Origin of the sequence: Aureivirga marina (genome assembly GCF_015767265.1) — a bacterium.
GTDB lineage: Bacteria > Bacteroidota > Bacteroidia > Flavobacteriales > Flavobacteriaceae > Aureivirga > Aureivirga marina.
The window spans coordinates 27,174-46,256 of the sequence record NZ_JADPIB010000002.1; the positions used below are offsets into that span (position 1 = coordinate 27,174).

The following is a 19,083-nucleotide window of genomic DNA, read 5'->3' on the forward strand; positions in this document are numbered from 1 at the left end:
TTCAAAAACTAAGAGATTAATTTATTATTGTGTATTTCAAAAAAATGAAATATTCAAGTAGGAATTTTTTGCATTAAATTGTTTCTAATGTGTTTTATCTTACTTTATTTTTTATTTCTTCAATTTTTCCACTTACAACAAATTTTATATTAAGTTTCGTTTCTTAAAAATTTAAATTATTTCTTTCTATCACAAAAAAATCATTTCATTTAATAACTAAATTTTCAATAAAGCTATTTACTTTTGTTGGGAGTTTTAGACTTCTCTAAATAACATTCATATTTGAAACAAACATGATTACACATCAAACACAGATACGCGTTCGCTATGGCGAAACTGATCAAATGAGCTACGTTTATCACGGCAATTATGCCGAGTATTTTGAAATAGGTAGAATCGAATGGCTTCGAAATTTAGGAATTTCCTATAAAGCCATGGAGGAATCTGGGGTAATGCTTCCTGTCCTTGATTTAAATATTAAATATCTTAAGCCGGCTAGATATGATGATCTGCTCACTTTAAAAACAACTTTAGCAAAATTACCTACTGCTAAAATTGAATATAAATATGAACTATTCAACGAAAATAAGGAACTTTTGACTACGGGAAGTACTACTTTGGTTTTCATTGATATGAAAAAAAATAGACCTATAAAAGCTCCTGATTATTTCTTAAATAAAGTTAAAAATTTTTTTAATTAAATCTCAATAATTTTTAAACATCTTAGCTCTTCAAACTGAACTTTAACATTTGGAGCATCTTTTTTGCGAACAGAAATCACATACTCACATTGTAATTCCATCTTTTGACTTACAATGTCGAGTTTTCTGTCTTTGATAATTCGCATTACTTTATTCATATGTGGATAATCAAAAGTCAATTGAAAATGAATATCAATCGTTCTTTGTACAATTTCCGATGCTTCTAAAGCCATTTGGGCTCCAGTTCGATATGCATTTATCAATCCGCCAACACCAAGTTTTGTTCCACCAAAATAACGAACTACAACTACTAAAACATTTGTAATTTCTTTAGAAAGAATCTGTCCGTAAATTGGTTGTCCAGCACTATTACTCGGTTCTCCATCATCGTTTGCGCGAAAACGAATTTTATCCGTTCCCAATTGCCAAGCATAACACCAATGTCTTGCAGTATGATGTTGTTTTTTTAAATTTTGAATGTGTTCTTTAATTTCTTCTTCTGTAGAAACAGGAAATGCATAACCAAAAAATTTGCTTCCTCTATCTTTAAATAATGTTTCTTCTGAAGCAGAAACAATCGTTCTATATGTATCTTTTACTTCCAATTTTTTAACCAAGTTTTAATGTCACTAAAATAATTGCAATTATGGAAAGTGCAACTCCAATCCAATTTCTAACATTCAATTTTTCTTTAAATATCAAAATTCCTAAAAGTGTAGAAAACGAAACAATTGCAACATTGTTAATCGTAAATACTGTAGATGTTTCAAAATGATCCATCTCTAATGCTTTTAATAAATAGAAAATGGTATAATAGTTTGGAATTCCTAACACAATTCCTCCAATGATATTTTTAAATTGAAATTTTACTTTTCCTAAAAAAGAAAGCACCGAAATGTATAAAACTCCTATTAATCCTGCAACAAAAAAAATAGATGCAGAATATAATTCTAATCCACCATCGGAAACATAATTATTTTCTATATATTTTAATGTCGTATCTAAAATTCCTGAACCAATAAAAAGTATAATTGGTAAATAAAGATATTTGGAATCAAAATTAGAACTGTCTTTTTTAGAAGTTAAATACACAGAAATTAAAGCTAATAAAATTCCTAGAATTTTTACAATTCCATAGGATTCATTATACATAATAATTCCAAAAGTAATAGGAATTATTACACTCATTTTTCCTGCAACAGAAACCACAGACATTCCTGCTTTCTGCGCTGTCAAAGCCATGACATTAAATAAAAAAATGAATAAAAAACCTAAAAATAATACACCATAAAACCAAGGCTGTGCAGGAATTTCAGTAAAATGAACATTTTCTGTCGTTGTTCCATATCCTATCGAAAAAGCTACAAAATAGTTTACAACAATTGCTTGTAAATTATCTATTCTGAATTTTTCAAAATATTTAAATATTACAAATAAAAAACTACTAAGAACAATGCTAAGTAATAAGTGTATCATTTATTATAATAAATTTTAAGGTTATCTTCTTCAATCATTCTCTCTTTCATCAATTTTCCTTTAATTTCAATTTCTTTTACACCGTTGAAAAACTGAATTTTTCCATGAAACACTCTTGCTTCATCCCAAAGATTTTCTTCTACAAAAGTTTCTAAAGTTTGTTTTCCGCCTTCTACAATCAATGATTGCAAATGATGTTTATAAAGAATATCACAAATTTGTTTTGCAATTGGTTTTGTAAAATCTATCTTTTCAAAACAAAGCATCTCATCTGATTCTTGCTCTTTTTCAGTTAAAATAATTGTCTTTACTTCCCTGTTATAAACTTGAAAATCTTGTGGAATTTTTAAACTTCTATCTAAAACTATTCGAACTGGATTATTTCCTTTCCAGTCTCTTGAAGTTAACGATGGATTATCTTTTAAAACAGTTGTTGTTCCTACCAAAATTGCTTGCTCTTCTGTACGCCATTTATGTACTAATTGACGTGAATATACATTTGTAATCCAATTTGGCTTTGCTTCTTCTTTCAAATTTACCTCTCTGTTTTGATCTAAAAATCCATCTTCAGAAGCTGCCCATTTAAGAATTATATACGGACGCTTTTTATTTTGAAAAGTGAAAAATCGTTTGTTTAAATCATAACATTCTTCTTGCAAAGAACCAAAAAAAACTTCATGACCATTTTTTTCTAAAATTGAAACTCCTCTTCCACTGACCAAACTATTCGAATCAATAATTCCTATCACAACTTTCTTAATTCCTTGTTCTACAATTAAATTCGCACAAGGTGGTGTTTTCCCAAAATGTGAACAAGGTTCTAAACTGACATAAATTGTAGATTCTTTCAATAAATGTCTGTCTTCTTCTTTTACAGATTTTACAGCATTTACTTCCGCATGTGGTTCGCCTGCTTTCCTATGCCATCCTTCTCCAATAATTCTATCTTTATAAACAATGACACTTCCAACCATTGGATTTGGATAAGTTTTTCCTAAACCATTTTTTGCAAGCTCAATGCAGCGTTTGATGTATTTTTCTTGATTTTTCACGAGGCAAAAGTACTTATATTATGAAAAACAATAAAATTATTTTTTTCGATAAATATTTCTTATTCAAATCTGATTTTAAATGATTGTATTAAGAAGTTATTTAAAATTATAATTTGAATTTTAGTGTTTCACATTATTCATTTTTTTCTTGATAAAAAAACGAATCAAAAAAATCAAGACTTGTATTTTTTTAATCTAAAATCTACAAAACTTGAAAAAGACTCAAAAAACTCACTAGCGTTCAAACAGTTTCTCGTCTATTTTTTTTCAAATTTCTTGATTTTTACGATTTAAAAAATAGGTCAACTAAATTTTTCAAACAAAATGACAATTATAATTTATTGCATAAATGTTTCTTATTATTTAGAAACAATTTCAAAATCACTTCGATTTATTTTCAATCATTAATTAAATCTCGAATATTAAAACTAATTTTGTGTTTTAAATAAAAATACAATTAATTAAGCATGGAAATTTCTGTTTTTAAAAAATATTTTTTTGATGAATTAAAATCTGTTTACCCTGAAACAGAAATACAATCTTTTTTTTATTTATTGACAGAACATTTTTTACAACTTCGTAGAATTGACATAGCTTTAGAGCCAAATTTTGAAATTTCTGAAGAAAAATTAGATGTATTAAAACAAAGTATCGATAAGCTAAAAACGGAATTTCCAATTCAATATATTATTGAAGAAACATCTTTTTTTGGATTAGATTTTTTTGTAAATAAAAATACATTAATTCCTCGTCCAGAAACAGAAGAATTAGTACAATGGATTTTAGATGATTTTCAAAATTCCATGAAAAAACTCAAAATTTTAGACATCGGAACTGGAACTGGTTGTATTCCAATTTCTTTAGCAAAAAATCTTCCAAATGCTGAAATTCATGCTTATGATATTTCTGAAGAAGCTTTAAAAATCGCTAAGAAAAATGCAGAAAGAAATAAAGTAACAATACATTTTCAAAAAATAAATATTCTAGAAACTGAAAAATTGGATGCTGATTTTGATATCATCATTAGTAATCCTCCTTATGTTCGAAATCTTGAAAAAGTGGAAATTAAAAAGAATGTATTAGATTATGAACCACATTTAGCTTTGTTTGTTTCGGATAATGATCCATTAATTTTTTATAGAAAAATAGCAGAATTAGCAAAATATAATTTGAAAGAAAATGGTTTTTTATATTATGAAATTAATCAATATTTAGGAAAAGAAACCATAGAATTAGTTGAAAAATTAGGATTTAAAAATGTCGAATTACGAAAAGATATTTTTCAGAATGATCGAATACTGAAAGCGGAAAAAAATTAGAAAAAGTAAAATGGGAACATACGAAGAAACGTTTAGAACTTGGAATAAAATCGCTTCTGCATATGAAGATTTATTTATGGATTTAGATTTATACAATGATACGTATGACTCTTTTTTAGATTTAATTTCAAATCAAAATGCTAAAATTTTAGAATTAGGTTGTGGTCCTGGAAATGTGACAAAATATCTTTTAAATAAAAATTCTAAGCTTAAAATTTTAGCAACTGACATTTCTCAAAATATGTTAGATTTAGCCAAGAAAAATAATCCAAATGCAAATTTTCAAATTTTAGATTGTCGAAATTTAAATCAATTAAACAAAAAATTTGATGCTCTAATTTTAGGTTTTTGTATTCCTTATATATCCAAAGAAGATTGTATCAAATTGCTAAATGATATTTCAAATTTTTTAAATAATTCTGGAGTCTTATACTTTAGTTTTGTGGAAGGAAATTATAAAAATTCAGGTTTTCAAACTGGAAGTTCTGGAGATCGACTTTTCTTTTATTTTCACGATTTAAATTTTCTAAAAAACGAATTAACTCTAAATAATTTCATTGTTAAAGAAGAAATCCGAAAAGATTTTAAAAGAGCTTCCGGAAAAACAGAAGTCCATACTATTTTAATTGCAAAAAAAATATAAAATTTCTCACATATTAAAATTACTATCCATAAAAAATGCTAAACTTATTTAATAGAAAGAAAATTCAAATTGATACAATTTCATTTCCAACTTTTGAATTCACATCAGAAAATAACCAACCTGACTATAAAAGTTGGTTAAGTGAAGATAATCCAATGCGCTTATCAATTAATTTTTTTGAAATGCAACCTGATATTCCAACAATTAATGATGTTCAAGAATTAAGAAATTTTTATCGAGAACAAATTATTGAAGCAAATGGAGGAATAATTGAAGTAGAAATTGTGGATTTAAAAGGTTTTAAAGCCATCAAAACAATTTTCAAATTCCCAATGGAACCTTCAGGAATAATGTATTTAGGTTCTTATACAATTCCTTTTAAAAGATATAGTTTTGTAATCAAAATTCAAGCAAATGAAGCTGGAATTACAGGAATGAGAGATGCTACTATCATGAATAATCTTTTAGCTGAAAATAAAACTTCAAATGATGAATTCATCCCTAAAAATTGGCTTAATGATCCATATGATAAAAATTGCAAAAAAGGAACAATGATGAATCTTTCAGAAGATCAAAAATATGATTCAGATTTTCCAAATCATCCTTTAAGTTTGACACGAAAAATGCTGAAAAAAATTGCCGAAGAAATCAAATTTGATTCCAAATTAGAAAATATTGGAAAATTCAATATTTAAACAATTTAGAATCTTAAATAACTATTTAATTATAATTTTTCAATTTTTAAAAGCAGATTCTTTCAAAATCAATATCTTTGCGCCATGATGAGAATTGACATTATTACGGTTTCACCAGAATTGATTCAGAGTCCTTTTGATCATTCAATTATCAAAAGAGCTAGAGATAAAGGCTTTGTAGAAGTTCATTTTCATAATTTAAGAGATTATGCTTTAAATAATTATGGAAAAATAGATGATTATCAATTTGGTGGTGGTGCAGGAATGGTTCTGATGATTGAGCCAATTGATGCTATTATTTCAAAGTTAAAAGCAGAAAGAGAATATGATGAAATTATTTATATGACTCCAGATGCGCCAACTTTGACACAACAAACAGCAAATACACTTTCTTTAAAGAAAAATATCATGATTTTAACTGGGCACTATAAAGGTGTTGATCAGCGTGTTCGTGATGCGTATGTTACCAAAGAAATTTCTATTGGAGATTATGTTTTAAGCGGAGGAGAATTGGCTGCTGCTGTATTAAGTGATAGTATTATTCGTTTGATTCCTGGAGTTTTAGGAGATGAGACTTCTGCTTTGACAGATTCTTTTCAAGATGGGTTACTTTCACCTCCTGTGTATACAAGACCTTCAGAATTTAATGGAATGAAAGTTCCAGAAGTTTTACTTTCAGGAAACTTTCCAAAAATCGATGAATGGAGAAGTGAAAAAGCTTACGAAATCACTAAAAGAGTTCGTCCAGATTTACTTGATGAAGAATAAAAAAATTATTTTTTATAAAATTAAAAACTCCATTTGCAAATTAAGTAAATGGAGTTTTTTTATTTAAGTTTTGCTATTGACTTTATTAAGTCAACTGATTTCTTTATTGTAAAATTAATTAACTTTTTAAATAATTATCTACATTTGTTTGAATCCTATTTTCAATATTTTGAACATCCGCTTTGACAAATTTCTCTCCTGTAATTTGCTCATAAAGCTCAATATATCTTTCTGAAATTTCAGTTACTTTTTCATCTGACATTTCTGGAATTGTTTGTCCTTCTAATCCTTGAAAACCATTTTCAATAAGCCACTGACGAACAAATTCTTTAGAAAGTTGTTTTTGCTTCTCCCCTTTTTCTTGTCTTTCCTGATATCCTTCTTCATAAAAATATCTTGAAGAATCTGGCGTATGAATTTCATCAATTAAAACAATTTCCCCTTTTGTATTTTTTCCGAATTCATATTTTGTATCAACTAAAATCAATCCTCTTTTCGCTGCGATTTCTGTTCCTCTTTGAAAAAGTGCTCTTGTGTATTTTTCTAATTGTACATAATCTTCTTCTGATACAATTCCTTTTGAAATAATATCTTCTCTAGAAATATCCTCGTCATGTTCTCCTTCTTCTGCTTTTGTTGCTGGAGTAATAATTGGCTCAGGAAATTTATCATTTTCTTTCATTCCTTCTGGCATTGGAACACCGCAAAGCATTCTTTTTCCAATTTTATATTCTCTAGCAGCATGACCTGAAAGATAACCTCGAATTACCATTTCTACTTTAAAAGGTTCACATAATTCACCAACCGCAACATTCGGATCTGGGATCGCTTGAATCCAATTTGGGACAATATCCTTCGTGTCTTCCATCATTTTAGAAGCAATTTGATTTAAGATTTGTCCTTTAAATGGAATTTGTTTTGGCATGATTACATCAAAAGCAGATAATCTGTCCGTTGCAATCATCAATAATTTTTCATCGTCAATTTTATAAACCTCTCTTACTTTTCCTCTATAAACTTCTTGATTTTCAGAAAATTTATAGTTTGTATTATTAATTGTGTTGTTCATTTTTTGTTTGTTGTGTTGTTCCGCAAATGTACTATTTTCGATAAAAAAGTTTCAAACAATTTTAAAGAAAATGAAACTATTTATAAACAAAAAACACACAAATTGAAAAAATCAAAATTGTGTGTCTTTAAAATATTGTAGTAAAACTATTATATCGTTTCTTTTATTTTATATCTCGTTTCATGTGGTTTATTTCGAACTACTAATTCGCCAATAAATCCAGCTAAAAATAATTGAGTTCCAATTACCATGGTTGTTAAAGCAATATAAAACCAAGGATTTTCTGTAATTAAAATTGCTTTTGCTCCAATAAAAAGTTTATACAATTTCATCGCTCCTATAAGACCTGTTGCTAAAAAACCAACGATAAACATAATTGTTCCCATCAATCCAAAAAGATGCATTGGTCTTTTTCCAAACTTTGCTAAAAACCATATGGAAATCAAATCTAAAAACCCATTGATAAATCGATCCATTCCAAATTTTGAAACTCCATATTTTCTAGCTTGATGAATTACAACTTTTTCTCCAATTTTAGAAAAACCTGCATTTTTAGCTAAAACAGGAATATAACGGTGCATTTCTCCATAAACTTCCACATTTTTGACCACATCTTTATGATAAGATTTTAAGCCACAATTAAAATCATTTAATTCAACACCAGAAGTTTTTCTTGCTGCCCAATTAAATAATTTCGAAGGAAGATTTTTACGAATCACAGAATCATAACGTTTCTTTTTCCAACCAGAAACCAAATCAAATCCATCTTTTACAATCATTTCATAAAGTTCTGGAATTTCATCTGGACTATCCTGTAAATCAGCATCCATTGTAATTATTACATCTCCTTTTGTTTCTTTAAAAGCAGCATGTAAAGCTTGTGATTTCCCAAAATTTTTTAAAAAACGAATTGCTCGAACATTCGGATTTTTCTCTTTTAATTTCGTAATTACATCCCACGAAGCATCTGTACTTCCATCATCAATAAAAATAATTTCATAGGAATATTTATTGGCTTGCATCACTTTTACAATCCAATCATGCAATTCCTTTAAAGATTCATCTTCATTCAGAAGAGGAATAACAATTGATAAATTCATAGAAAACAATTATTTTTTTCTTGGAAGAACTTGTAAAATTCCTGTTCCTATTAAAGAAACCACAAAACCGATGAATAAATTCCAAATAATAATTCCTCCAATCATCACAGGAACAACTGAATTTCTCGCATTTTCAAGATTTAATTTCATTTCATCATCTGATAAACCTTGCTCTATATATGCTTTTCTAGTTGTTTCAATAATTTTGTTTACTGTATCTGGTTCGATAGAAGTAATAAAAATATAGTTATAAATTGCAACAAAAAGAGCTCCAATAAAAGCAACTGCTACACCAGTTTTTAAACCTTGACTAAACCCTATTGAGTTTCCTTTTTCATCTACAATCTGATTTTTTAAATTTGCTCTCTTTTGCATATAAATTGCAAGAACAATTAAAATAATAGATGATAAAATACTAATGATAGACGCTGTTCTTTGCGCTTGCCCACCTTGATCTAAATGATGTCCAGTTTTATATAATACAATTTGTGTAATTACTCCAATTGCCCCTAATATTGTTCCAAAAATTATTATGATTGACTTATTTGGATTTTCTTTTTTCTGTGTCATATTTATCCTAAAATTTACACAAAAATAGGTATTTCCTTTTTTATGCTATAATTATTCTAGATTTTAATTCTATGAAATTCAAATTTGATTTAAATTCTAAAAAAATCTCTTTTTTCTGTAAGCATTAATTTATTGATTTTTAAAAATATAGAATTTAACTTTAAAAAAAGATTAAAAATTATTGCTTAAACGCTTGCAAAAAACAAATTCCTACGTATATTTGCAGCGGCAAGTCTTACACAACTAGCTCCCTTTGAATCCCCCAGGGCAGGAATGCAGCAAGGGTATTAGGTTGTAGCAGTGTGATGTGAGTCGCTTGCCATTTTTTGTTTCTATACTTCACTAAAAAAGAAAACCAATCTTTCGACTGGTTTTTATAATTCTAATAATTTTTGTTGCTGTTTTATCAAAGTTAATTTTTCTCGTGAAAATGGAATTACATCTGTCATGAATTGATGAAAATCATTTTCTAAAAAAGAATAATTCTCTCTTAAATCTACAATTGCATCTTCCATTTTGGAATCATGTTTTGTTCGATGACTCATACCAATCAAAACTTTCTCAATACTCTTTACATTTTCATAATTATAAAGCATATTTTCTCTTTTTAAATACACAAAAAACTGCAATGCTTTTTCTGGCATTATGCTCGCATGTTTTTCTAAAAGTGTATACACACGTTCTGCATAAACATTTAAATCTGTTGAAGAATATAATTCCCAATTTTTAGCTAAAAAATGATCGTAAAAAATATCAATAATTACTCCCGAATAATGTCTATATTTTTCGTCTAATCGCTTCTTGCTTCTTTTAAAAATGGGATTTGAATCTGTAAATTCATCAATTGCTCTATGCAATAAAATTCCTTGTTGAATTTCCGAATTATAATCCAAATATTGTTTTCCTTTTACAGCATCAGCAATAAAATTTCCAATGCAAATATTTTCATTGTTAAAAGACAAAAATGTATGTGCTAAGTAATTCATTTAATATTTTCTAAATTTCAGATGTTTTTCTAATTAAAAAATGGATTTCTTCCTTTTAAATTTACCAAGTTTAAAATGTTCAAAAGTGAAGCGAACTAAAGTTATAAAAACTTTAATCAAAAAACGAATTTCCTTATTTTTTATCTTTAATTTAAATTCTTTCTTGCCGTTTATTTAGAATTTTAAAACTAATTCTATCTAATTTTTATTTGATTTTTTTCACGTTTATTTTCAAAAAATGTTAGTTTTTTCTAAAAAAGAATACTCGCTATTTTCTTCCATTTTTTTAATGCGTAATTTCATAATACCTAAAGAAAAAAGTCATGCGAAAATTGTTATTGTTCAGTTGTTTTTTATTCTATTTTTCTATCTTAAATGCTCAAAATAATGAGAAAGATATTATAATTTCTTCTCAAAAAGATGTAGATAATTTTTCTCAAAAAATTGTGGAAGGAAATCTTTCTATTTCTGGAAAAGATATTAAAAACTTAAAAAAACTAGAACTTTTAGAATTAGTTCGAGGTTATATTTTAATCAATAATAATGACAGTTTGCAAACTTTAAATGGATTACAAAATCTTAAGAAAGTTGGAGGATTTTTAGACATTTATCATAATCCTAATTTAATATCTCTTCAAGGATTAGACAGCTTGGATTCTATTGGAAATTATCTTTATGTTGGCTTAAATAGAAAATTAAAAACATTAAAAGGAATTCCGAATTTAACTTCTTTAAAAGGTTATTTATACATAGAAAAAAATCCAAAATTAGATTCAATTTATAGCTTTCAAAAGCTCGATACTATTTTTGGAGATATTACAATTTTTGATAATAGAAATTTAAAAAACTTACATGGTTTTGACAATTTAAAATATATCAAAGGTTCTCTAACAATCAATCAAAATAGCTCTCTAAAAACTTTAAAAGGATTGAATCATTTAACGGAAATTCAAGGAAATTTAAAGCTCACTGTTTTAGATAGCATCAAAAATTTACAAGGAATTTCAAACTTAAAAAAAGTAGATAAATCCGTTATTATTTCTTATAATAATGAATTAAAAAACTTGAAAGGATTGGATAATCTAAATTATATTGGAACGGAACTTTTAATTCAGACAAATCCGAGTTTAAAAAATATTCAAAGCATAGGAAATTTAGATGGAAAAGGAATTAAAATTATTCTTTCTTACAATTCTGCTTTAACATTTTGCAAGGTTTTATGCATTTTAGAAAAGAAAAAAACAGATGAAATTGTTTTGCTTAGAAACAATGAAAATTGTCAAATTTTAGATAGTATTTGTAAATAAGAGTTTCTTCATCAACTAAAGAAACTCTTATTCAGACAAATAATTCTAATTTACTAATCAGAAGAATAACTTCCTACATAATACACTAAATCACCACCGTTATTTTCTGCATAAGCGATTGCAACTGGAAATTGTATATTTCCCGTAATACTAGGTGTATCCGAACCATATAAAATTCGTTGAGCAACTCTTCCTGAGGAAATCCACCAAAACGTATTTCCTGAAATTTGCGCATATCGAATTGCATATCCATTTGGAACACCAAATTCTTTGAAAATCAACATAAATTTATCATCACCAATTGCCTGAATATCTCCATTTAAGGCATTTTCAATAGTGATTTTTGATTTCCAATTAATATCTCTCACATTTCTATCTAATGTTCCTGTTTGAACTGTAATTTCATAATTACTTTGTGTGTATACCAAAACTACATTATCATTATAAATAGAAATTCTTGGTTTAGAGATATAATCTTCAATTCGTTTAGAGAAAAAATAATTAATTTGATTGTTTTCAATTTTTCCAAGTCTATAAAATACATTTTGACTTGAAAAAGGATTTCTAGATTCGTGAGCTTCGACAACCCAACCATCATTATTAACAGAAATACTCGGATTTTGTGCATAGGATTCATATTTACCTGACCAAAGCCAGTTAATAGAATTATCATCATTTAAAATCCCAACCTGATTGTAAAGTCTTTCTATATATTCATGAGCTTCAACAACCAAATTATTATCATTTAAATCGATTGAACCATTAATTCCATCCAAATATTTTTGTTGTGTGTGATGAAAATCAATTTGATTTCCATTTACCGTCCCAGCACGATAATACATATTATTTGCTGGTGAACTATTGTGAATCGTAACAATACGATTTTTATTGTTAATAGCAGAGTTAGGATGTCTTCCTCGGTCAAACATTACTCCCATTTCTGGGAAAAAAATACCGCCAGAAGCTGTAAATTCATCTTTCTTTTGTAGATTTAATTCAGCTTCTGTGTCTAGGATTTCTTTTGTACATGTAAGAAATATTAGACTTACAATTGTAATCCAAAAAGCTTTCATAACTCAACTTATTAAAATTAATACAAGTTACTTATTCCAACTTTTTAATATTGATAAAGGTTTTCTAATTTTTGACTTAAAATAGGCATCTAAAAAATCATTTTTTAAGTTTTTATTATAAAAAATAAATAGTTCGATAGAATTTTATCATAAGGTTATATAAAAGAAAAAACTCTCTTGAATTTCATCATAAAATTCCAAAAGAGTTTTCAAATTTATTAGATATTTTTTAATAACTCATTTCTACAATTTTCTCAACATCAGAAGGTTTTAAAGCCTGATGTTCTCCAAGTCCTAGCCATCCTCTTTCTTCAAATTTCTTTGAAATATGTTGTGCTGTTCCATCAAATTCTTCTGTATATTCAGAAAGTTTAGTCTTAATTCCTAAAGATTCAAAAAACTCTTTTGTTTTCTCAATAGCTATTAAAGCTTTTTCTTCTTCCGTTCCAAATTTCACTTCAAAAACTCTTTCTGCATATTGAGCTAATTTCTCTTTTTTGGAATCTAAATTATATGTATAATGACTTGCAGTTACAATTGCTAAAGTTCTTGCATGATCAATTCCATATAAAGCTGTTAATTCATGTCCCATTGCATGAATTGCCCAATCTGTCGGAACACCTTGATTAATCAATCCATTTAAAGCCATTGTACAACTCCACATAAAATTAGATGCAGCCTCATAATCAGAAGTATCTTCCATGATTTTTGGAGCAACTTCAATTAATGTTTGTAAAATACTTTCTGCAAAACGATCTTGTAATTTCGCTCCAACAGAATAAGTCATATATTGTTCTAAAACATGTGTAAAAGCATCTGCAATTCCATTGGCAATTTGTCTTTTTGGAATTGATTGAATTACTGTTGGATCTAAAACAGAAAATTGCGGAAACAAAGCTGGTCCTCCAACTGCTAATTTCTCTTGAATTTCTCTTCTTGAAATTACACAACCTGCATTCATTTCAGAACCTGTTGCTGGTAAAGTTAAAACTGTTCCAAGTGGTAAAGCATTTAAAACTGGTTCTCTTTTTACTAAAATATCCCAAGGTTCATTTCCTTCATATTTTGATGCAGCAGCTAAAAATTTTGTACCATCAATTACAGAGCCTCCTCCAACTGCTAAAAGAAAATCTATTTTTTCTTCTTTAATCACTTTTAAAGCTTCCATTAAAGTTTCGTATTCCGGATTAGCAGGAATTCCTCCAAATTCAACTAAAGAAACATCTTTTAAAGCTTCTTTTACTTGCTCATAAATGCCGTTTTTTTTGATACTTCCACCTCCAAAAGTCATTAACACTTTTGCTCCAGAAGGAATTTCATTTTTAATATTTGCAATTTGCTCTTTTCCAAACAAAATTTTTGTTGGATTTTTATATTGAAAATTATTCATTGTTTTTTAATATTTGTTCTTGATTATTTTTCTTTGATTGCATCCCAAACTGTTTCAAACATATCTTCCAACATTTTTTCATCCATTTCAAAATTTTCTCGTTCGCTAATTTTAATCAAAAACGAAATCGGTTGAAGGGAATATGCATATAAAATATAAAGGGAAACTTTTTTGATAATTCCTTGATTTTGCCCTTTTTCCCAAAGTTTTAAAAGAGGTTCAATATGTTTTAAACCTTCCATTCTACTTTCTTTGTCAATCATTGGTGAATTATCACATTGTGCTAAAAAATTTGCTTGCTCTCGGAAAGTCATTTTATATTGAACAATATTTTTCCAGATTAAAGCAAAACCTTCTTTCACAGACATTTTTTCAGAATAACCATCAAAAGCGTAAGAACTCAAATTTGCTTTCATTTCTAAATACAACTTATTTACCAAATCTTGTTTATTTTCAAAATAGATATAAGTTGTTCCAACAGAAACTCCTGCTAGCTTTGCAATTTTCGACATTGGAGCATCATGAAAACCTTGATTATTGATAAGTTGTAAAGTTGCATTTAAAAGTGCTTCTCTTTTCTTCTCACATTTTTCTCTTTTAGCCATTCTAATTAATATTTATAGAACAAAACTAAATATTTTTTAAAAATGAATGAATATTCATTTTGTTAAATAAAAACTAAAATTTAGAGGTTTTTCATAAAAAAAGCACTCAACATAAATTGAATGCTTCTATTTATTATTTTATTTCTTTCAAGATCTAATCACATTCACAAGCTCCTATAAATTCAAAATTATTACTTTCTGAAGGGTTTTTCTGTGAACTCATTGTGGTCGTTTTTACTGCATATACTCCTTTATCAAAAGTAACTTTTGTATCTGCAACATAACTTTCTCCGTTTTCCCATTTTAGATACGAGCTACAAAGTTCATTTGTTAAAGGAATTTCTACAGTTCCTGGCAAACCAACTTTATCCCAAGAAGTACTATTTGTTGGAGGAAAATAACTTGTAATTTCCATTTTCGCTTTGTAAATAGTTCCATTGTATTCAACAATATCATTTGTATAATATCTCTTCTCTTGATGCCATTTTGGGACACCTGTTGTACATTCACAAACGGATGGATCCGTAATTTTAGAACAATCATATTCTACATCTAATTTTCCGAAGTTATAACGTATCTTTTTATTAACTCCATTTCCTTTTAAAGGAATACTATTGTAAAATAAATCATAATCTGCAATTGTATTATTTGTAGAAACTGGAAAAATATAAATCGTAAACTCATAATCTTGGTATGCTCCCAAATCGTCTAAATTAAAAGTTCCTTTGGTAGCATTTTTTCCTACATTATCCACATAATAAAGAATTCCATTTCCAGTTTGCGCATCATAATCTTTATTTCCAAAAACTATTTGAAAACCTTTTTCATCAGGTCGAGTTGTTTCAGAACTAAATTCGACCACAAGATTATTTCCATCATAAACATAATAGATACTTTTTAAATCAATTCTTGTATAAAAATAATTTGCAGAAGCCAATCGTCCAATCTCCATTTTAGGAGCTTTCATAATAATTGTTGGCATATTTAAAGAATCATCATCACTAGAACAAGCAATAAAAAATAAAGACAGAATTAACAATCGTAAAAATACTTTCATGGTGTTGGTTTTTGATGTATTTATAAAAAAAGCTGAAAATGCTTTCAAACACTTTCAACTCTTATTTAAATTTACAAAATCATAAAACCTTATTTTCTCAAAGAAATATTAAAAACTTATCGTTAAAGACTCCAAATATTTTAACGAAACTTTAATAGTTAAACAATCTAAAAAAATCTTTTGCTTTTTAAAAAATGTAAATTTGCATATCTCAATTTTATTTAAAAAATGAAAATTAAAACAACACTATTATTTAGCTTTATCGCTATAACTATTTCTGTTTTTGCTTGTAATAAAGACGATGGAAATACAAATTCTGTAACTCCACCAGATACAACAAACCCACCTTCAACTTCTTCCAAACAACATGTTATTTTAGTTTCTGTAGATGGATTTAGACATGATTATACAGAAATGATAAACACTCCAAATTTTGATAGAATTGTAAATGAAGGATTAAAAGCAGAAAATTTAGTTCCAGTTTTTCCTTCAAAAACTTTCCCTAATCATCTTTCTCTAGTTACTGGTTTACATCCAGAAAATCATGGAATCATCATGAACACTTTTTACAATGAAGAAGGAGATAAATATAGCATTTCTTCAGATGCTGTAAAAGATGCAAAATGGTATCAAGGAGAGCCAATTTGGGTTACAGCAGAAAAGCAAAATGTGAAAACAGCAACGTATTTTTGGCCAGGTTCTGAAGCGCCAATTCAAGGAGTTCGTCCTTCCATTTGGAAACCTTATAATGGAAATATTGCAAATACAACTAGAGTTGATACAGCTTTAAATTGGTTGGATTTACCAGAAGCTGAACGTCCACAATTCATCAGTTTATATTTTAGTATTGTTGACAGTGCTGGACATCGTTACGGACCTGTTTCTGATGAAGTTAAAAATACTATTGGTCACATTGATTTTCTTTTAGGAAGATTATATGATGGAATTAAAAACCATGACTTAGCAGAAAATATCCAATTAATCATTGTTTCAGATCATGGAATGGCGCAACTTTCTCGTGATAAGATGGTTTTTTATGACGATTATATTGACGAAAATGAAGTTTCTTTTAATGGAAATTATTCGCCAGTTGGAACAATTACAGTAAATGATTCTTCTAAAAAAATGGAAATTTACAATCAATTAAAAGATGTTAATCCACATATGAAAGTGTATTTGAAGGAAGAAGTTCCTGCAGAATTACATTATTCAAATCATCCTTTTATTGCGGACATTATCACTGTTGCAGAATCTGGTTGGTCTATGACAACAAGAGATTTTTTTGAGGATAGACCTTATAGTTTTACAGGAGGAACACATGGATATGATCCTTTCGATGGTGAAGATATGCATGGAATTTTTATTGTAAACGGAAGTAAATTTAAAAAAGAAATTATTCCTTCTTATAACACAGTTGATTTATATGAATTGATGTGTTCAATTCTTGAAATTGAGCCAGCAAACAATGATGGAAATCAAGAAAAAGCTCTACAAATTTTAAAGCAAACAACTGAAAATTAATTCTTTTCTAAATATATCATCTAAAAAATCCTGTTCAAATGAATGGGATTTTTTTATTTCATTTTCTTTAAAAATTTAAATGCTACAAAAACTGTGTTTTGATTTATTACTAATTATATAATTATTAATATATTTTTAAAACTAAAAAAACATTATAAACATTATTTTAACACTTTAAATTGCTTTTTAATATTTTTTTGTTAAATTACATCAAAATTTTTAATATTATGAGACAAATTTTATTACTAGCAACATTAATCACTTCTACTTCATTATTTGCTCAAGGCTTATTAAATGAAATCACACCAAATCAACTTACTTTCAATGAAACAGGTACCATGCGATCTGTAAAAACAATTAATGTAACCAAAAAATACAATCCTTTTCTTTTTGAAAACTGGTCAAATGGATACATTAGAATAAATGACGGAACTTTAATTCATCGAGACAAACTTCATTATAATTTAGAAAATAGCACTATTAATTTAGAATCGTCACCTGGAAATCTTAAAGAATTTTATCAATTAGACAATCAAACTTTAAAAGGTTTCGGGATTTATGATTTGAAGACAAGAAGTGTTAGAGAGTTTTTCAAAATTCAAAAATCACAATTTGAAAACCCTGAAGATCTTCATGCTGAATATTTTGAAATCATTTCAGATCAACAATCAGATCAACCTTTAATTTTAAAAGAACTTTATAAAAAAGAAATTAAAATTAATGTGGACAGAAAAGGACTTGGAGGTTATGCAGGTGCAACTCCAGTTGGATCTGGAAGTAGATTAAAACAATTTGAAGCTTATTATGTTTTGAAGAATGGAAAATATGTGAAAACTAAACTTTCAAAATCTAAATTATTAAAAACATTTAGTGATCAAAAAAATCAAGTGAACAAATTTATTAGAGAAAACAGACTTGATTGTAAAAATCCATACGAAGTTTTAAGGCTTGTTCGCTTTTACAATAGTTTATAAATCTCAAAACTTGAATGAAAGAAAAGCACTCAATTATTGGGTGCTTTTTTTATTCCTAAAATTAAAATCCTTTTTATCCATTGATTTTGTTGACTTTGACATAAATGTCATATAAATGTCGCATAAAAACCGTTATAAATACTATGGAATGTATTGTAATTTTGAATAGAAATTTAAAATAAATCAACGATGAAAGAAATTGGTCAGAAAATCCGAAAAATAAGAAAGCGAAAAGGAATGTCTCAAGAAGATTTAGCGGAAGAAGCAGGCGTAAATTTACGAACAATTCAACGAATTGAAAATAATGAAACAGAGCCTAGAAGTAAAACACTACAATTAATTTGTGATGTTTTGGAAATAAATTTGGAAACAATTCTTGATTACGGAAAACAAGAAAATAAAAATTATTTAATGTTTATGCATCTTTCTGTGTTGAGTTCTTTATTAATTCCAATCGGAAATATTATTATTCCTCTAGTTTTATGGTTAAATAAAAAAGATAAAGTAATAAGCTCAAATGAAATTGGTAAAAATATTCTAAATTTTCAGATTTCTTGGACGATACTTAGTTCTTTACTTATTGTTTGTCTAATTCTATTCACATTTATTCCACTAGGAAATTGGAGAATCATTTTTTTAATCTTCCTTTTGATAAAATCAATTAATGTAATTCTTCCAGTAATCTTTGCTATTTTAACAAAAAAAAGAGAAACAACTGTTTTTTATCCAAGCTTGATAAAATTCATCAGTTAATAGAAAATCAAGTTCTTAAATATT

At 27.4% G+C, this 19,083-nt stretch carries 20 protein-coding genes and 1 other RNA gene; 10 read left to right on the forward strand and 11 right to left on the reverse strand.

The window, feature by feature from the left end; translation table 11 throughout:
- Window positions 1-293: 293 nt before the first annotated feature.
- Window positions 294-701 (forward strand): acyl-CoA thioesterase, encoded by a 408-nt coding sequence (locus I1A51_RS04240; protein ID WP_196891452.1) that lies wholly within the window; start codon window positions 294-296, stop codon window positions 699-701.
- On the opposite strand, the gene I1A51_RS04245 is transcribed toward I1A51_RS04240, so the two are convergent.
- The 3 genes from I1A51_RS04245 to ribD are packed head-to-tail and all read right to left on the reverse strand — an operon-like array spanning window position 698 to window position 3,229.
- Complete coding sequence (locus tag I1A51_RS04245) at window positions 698-1,306, reverse strand: IMPACT family protein (protein WP_196891454.1); 609 nt, start codon at window positions 1,304-1,306, stop codon at window positions 698-700. The two genes, I1A51_RS04240 and I1A51_RS04245, sit on opposite strands and share 4 nt — an antisense overlap.
- 4 nt (window positions 1,307-1,310) lie before the next feature.
- Window positions 1,311-2,177 (reverse strand): EamA family transporter, encoded by an 867-nt coding sequence (locus tag I1A51_RS04250; protein ID WP_196891455.1) that lies wholly within the window; start codon window positions 2,175-2,177, stop codon window positions 1,311-1,313.
- A complete protein-coding gene (ribD, locus tag I1A51_RS04255; RefSeq protein ID WP_196891457.1) occupies window positions 2,174-3,229 on the reverse strand; it encodes a bifunctional diaminohydroxyphosphoribosylaminopyrimidine deaminase/5-amino-6-(5-phosphoribosylamino)uracil reductase RibD in 1,056 nt (351 codons plus the stop codon). The genes I1A51_RS04250 and ribD overlap by 4 nt, the downstream gene beginning before the upstream one ends.
- A gap of 467 nt (window positions 3,230-3,696) precedes the next feature.
- Here ribD and prmC point away from each other — a divergent pair, with 467 nt between their 5' ends.
- From prmC to trmD, 4 genes are all read left to right on the forward strand, one after another.
- A complete protein-coding gene (gene prmC, locus I1A51_RS04260) occupies window positions 3,697-4,548 on the forward strand; it encodes a peptide chain release factor N(5)-glutamine methyltransferase (RefSeq protein ID WP_196891459.1) in 852 nt (283 codons plus the stop codon).
- Between the two features lie 10 nt (window positions 4,549-4,558).
- Window positions 4,559-5,191, forward strand: a complete 633-nt coding sequence (locus I1A51_RS04265) for a class I SAM-dependent methyltransferase (protein ID WP_196891461.1) — start codon at window positions 4,559-4,561, stop codon at window positions 5,189-5,191.
- A gap of 35 nt (window positions 5,192-5,226) precedes the next feature.
- Entirely contained in the window at window positions 5,227-5,886 is a 660-nt protein-coding gene (locus tag I1A51_RS04270) for a hypothetical protein (RefSeq protein ID WP_196891463.1), read from the forward strand.
- An 87-nt stretch (window positions 5,887-5,973) separates the two neighbouring features.
- Window positions 5,974-6,654 (forward strand): tRNA (guanosine(37)-N1)-methyltransferase TrmD, encoded by a 681-nt coding sequence (trmD, locus tag I1A51_RS04275; protein WP_196892373.1) that lies wholly within the window; start codon window positions 5,974-5,976, stop codon window positions 6,652-6,654.
- A gap of 118 nt (window positions 6,655-6,772) precedes the next feature.
- Here the strand turns inward: trmD and I1A51_RS04280 are convergent, their stop codons facing one another.
- From I1A51_RS04280 to I1A51_RS04290, 3 genes are all read right to left on the reverse strand, one after another.
- The gene (locus I1A51_RS04280; protein WP_196891465.1) at window positions 6,773-7,723 is read right to left on the reverse strand and encodes a phosphoribosylaminoimidazolesuccinocarboxamide synthase; all 951 of its coding nucleotides are present in this window, start codon (window positions 7,721-7,723) and stop codon (window positions 6,773-6,775) included.
- A 149-nt stretch (window positions 7,724-7,872) separates the two neighbouring features.
- Window positions 7,873-8,823, reverse strand: a complete 951-nt coding sequence (locus tag I1A51_RS04285; protein WP_196891466.1) for a glycosyltransferase family 2 protein — start codon at window positions 8,821-8,823, stop codon at window positions 7,873-7,875.
- 9 nt (window positions 8,824-8,832) lie between these two features.
- Window positions 8,833-9,393: a DUF4199 domain-containing protein gene (locus I1A51_RS04290; RefSeq protein ID WP_196891467.1), complete on the reverse strand. Its 561-nt coding sequence runs from the start codon at window positions 9,391-9,393 to the stop codon at window positions 8,833-8,835.
- 226 nt (window positions 9,394-9,619) lie between these two features.
- Here I1A51_RS04290 and ffs point away from each other — a divergent pair.
- Window positions 9,620-9,718, forward strand: an RNA gene (gene ffs / locus I1A51_RS04295) — signal recognition particle sRNA small type.
- A 49-nt stretch (window positions 9,719-9,767) separates the two neighbouring features.
- On the opposite strand, the gene I1A51_RS04300 is transcribed toward ffs, so the two are convergent.
- The gene (locus tag I1A51_RS04300) at window positions 9,768-10,379 is read right to left on the reverse strand and encodes an acyl carrier protein phosphodiesterase (RefSeq protein ID WP_196891468.1); all 612 of its coding nucleotides are present in this window, start codon (window positions 10,377-10,379) and stop codon (window positions 9,768-9,770) included.
- 323 nt (window positions 10,380-10,702) lie between these two features.
- On the opposite strand from I1A51_RS04300, the gene I1A51_RS04305 reads away from it, so the two are divergent.
- Window positions 10,703-11,686, forward strand: coding sequence for a receptor L domain-containing protein (locus tag I1A51_RS04305; RefSeq protein ID WP_196891469.1), 984 nt, complete (start codon window positions 10,703-10,705; stop codon window positions 11,684-11,686).
- Window positions 11,687-11,739: 53 nt separating this feature from the next.
- On the opposite strand, the gene I1A51_RS04310 is transcribed toward I1A51_RS04305, so the two are convergent.
- The 4 genes from I1A51_RS04310 to I1A51_RS04325 form a co-directional block, all read right to left on the reverse strand.
- The gene (locus tag I1A51_RS04310; RefSeq protein WP_196891470.1) at window positions 11,740-12,759 is read right to left on the reverse strand and encodes a hypothetical protein; all 1,020 of its coding nucleotides are present in this window, start codon (window positions 12,757-12,759) and stop codon (window positions 11,740-11,742) included.
- 229 nt (window positions 12,760-12,988) lie between these two features.
- Window positions 12,989-14,149, reverse strand: coding sequence for an iron-containing alcohol dehydrogenase (locus I1A51_RS04315; RefSeq protein ID WP_196891471.1), 1,161 nt, complete (start codon window positions 14,147-14,149; stop codon window positions 12,989-12,991).
- Window positions 14,150-14,172: 23 nt separating this feature from the next.
- Window positions 14,173-14,754: a TetR/AcrR family transcriptional regulator gene (locus I1A51_RS04320; RefSeq protein WP_196891473.1), complete on the reverse strand. Its 582-nt coding sequence runs from the start codon at window positions 14,752-14,754 to the stop codon at window positions 14,173-14,175.
- A gap of 154 nt (window positions 14,755-14,908) precedes the next feature.
- Window positions 14,909-15,811 (reverse strand): hypothetical protein, encoded by a 903-nt coding sequence (locus I1A51_RS04325; RefSeq protein ID WP_196891474.1) that lies wholly within the window; start codon window positions 15,809-15,811, stop codon window positions 14,909-14,911.
- 228 nt (window positions 15,812-16,039) lie between these two features.
- Here I1A51_RS04325 and I1A51_RS04330 point away from each other — a divergent pair, with 228 nt between their 5' ends.
- The 3 genes from I1A51_RS04330 to I1A51_RS04340 all read left to right on the forward strand — a co-directional run bounded on the left by I1A51_RS04330 (window position 16,040) and on the right by I1A51_RS04340 (window position 19,059).
- Window positions 16,040-17,332 carry an alkaline phosphatase family protein gene (locus I1A51_RS04330; RefSeq protein ID WP_196891475.1) on the forward strand — a complete coding sequence of 431 codons (1,293 nt, stop codon included), beginning with the start codon at window positions 16,040-16,042 and terminating at the stop codon, window positions 17,330-17,332.
- A 227-nt stretch (window positions 17,333-17,559) separates the two neighbouring features.
- A complete protein-coding gene (locus tag I1A51_RS04335) occupies window positions 17,560-18,306 on the forward strand; it encodes a hypothetical protein (protein WP_196891476.1) in 747 nt (248 codons plus the stop codon).
- A gap of 189 nt (window positions 18,307-18,495) precedes the next feature.
- On the forward strand, window positions 18,496-19,059 hold the full coding sequence (locus I1A51_RS04340) for a helix-turn-helix domain-containing protein (RefSeq protein ID WP_196891477.1): 564 nt from the start codon (window positions 18,496-18,498) through the stop codon (window positions 19,057-19,059).
- Window positions 19,060-19,083: the final 24 nt, after the last annotated feature.

Bases quoted from the DNA above. Each gene is read 5' to 3' on its own strand.
- I1A51_RS04240 (WP_196891452.1), top strand. From the start codon at position 294: ATGATTACACATCAAACACAGATACGCGTTCGCTATGGCGAAACTGAT.
- I1A51_RS04250 (WP_196891455.1), bottom strand. From the start codon at position 2,177: ATGATACACTTATTACTTAGCATTGTTCTTAGTAGTTTTTTATTTGTA.
- prmC (WP_196891459.1), top strand. From the start codon at position 3,697: ATGGAAATTTCTGTTTTTAAAAAATATTTTTTTGATGAATTAAAATCT.
- I1A51_RS04265 (WP_196891461.1), top strand. From the start codon at position 4,559: ATGGGAACATACGAAGAAACGTTTAGAACTTGGAATAAAATCGCTTCT.
- I1A51_RS04270 (WP_196891463.1), top strand. From the start codon at position 5,227: ATGCTAAACTTATTTAATAGAAAGAAAATTCAAATTGATACAATTTCA.
- trmD (WP_196892373.1), top strand. From the start codon at position 5,974: ATGAGAATTGACATTATTACGGTTTCACCAGAATTGATTCAGAGTCCT.
- I1A51_RS04280 (WP_196891465.1), bottom strand. From the start codon at position 7,723: ATGAACAACACAATTAATAATACAAACTATAAATTTTCTGAAAATCAA.
- I1A51_RS04285 (WP_196891466.1), bottom strand. From the start codon at position 8,823: ATGAATTTATCAATTGTTATTCCTCTTCTGAATGAAGATGAATCTTTA.
- I1A51_RS04290 (WP_196891467.1), bottom strand. From the start codon at position 9,393: ATGACACAGAAAAAAGAAAATCCAAATAAGTCAATCATAATAATTTTT.
- I1A51_RS04300 (WP_196891468.1), bottom strand. From the start codon at position 10,379: ATGAATTACTTAGCACATACATTTTTGTCTTTTAACAATGAAAATATT.
- I1A51_RS04305 (WP_196891469.1), top strand. From the start codon at position 10,703: ATGCGAAAATTGTTATTGTTCAGTTGTTTTTTATTCTATTTTTCTATC.
- I1A51_RS04310 (WP_196891470.1), bottom strand. From the start codon at position 12,759: ATGAAAGCTTTTTGGATTACAATTGTAAGTCTAATATTTCTTACATGT.
- I1A51_RS04315 (WP_196891471.1), bottom strand. From the start codon at position 14,149: ATGAATAATTTTCAATATAAAAATCCAACAAAAATTTTGTTTGGAAAA.
- I1A51_RS04320 (WP_196891473.1), bottom strand. From the start codon at position 14,754: ATGGCTAAAAGAGAAAAATGTGAGAAGAAAAGAGAAGCACTTTTAAAT.
- I1A51_RS04325 (WP_196891474.1), bottom strand. From the start codon at position 15,811: ATGAAAGTATTTTTACGATTGTTAATTCTGTCTTTATTTTTTATTGCT.
- I1A51_RS04330 (WP_196891475.1), top strand. From the start codon at position 16,040: ATGAAAATTAAAACAACACTATTATTTAGCTTTATCGCTATAACTATT.
- I1A51_RS04335 (WP_196891476.1), top strand. From the start codon at position 17,560: ATGAGACAAATTTTATTACTAGCAACATTAATCACTTCTACTTCATTA.
- I1A51_RS04340 (WP_196891477.1), top strand. From the start codon at position 18,496: ATGAAAGAAATTGGTCAGAAAATCCGAAAAATAAGAAAGCGAAAAGGA.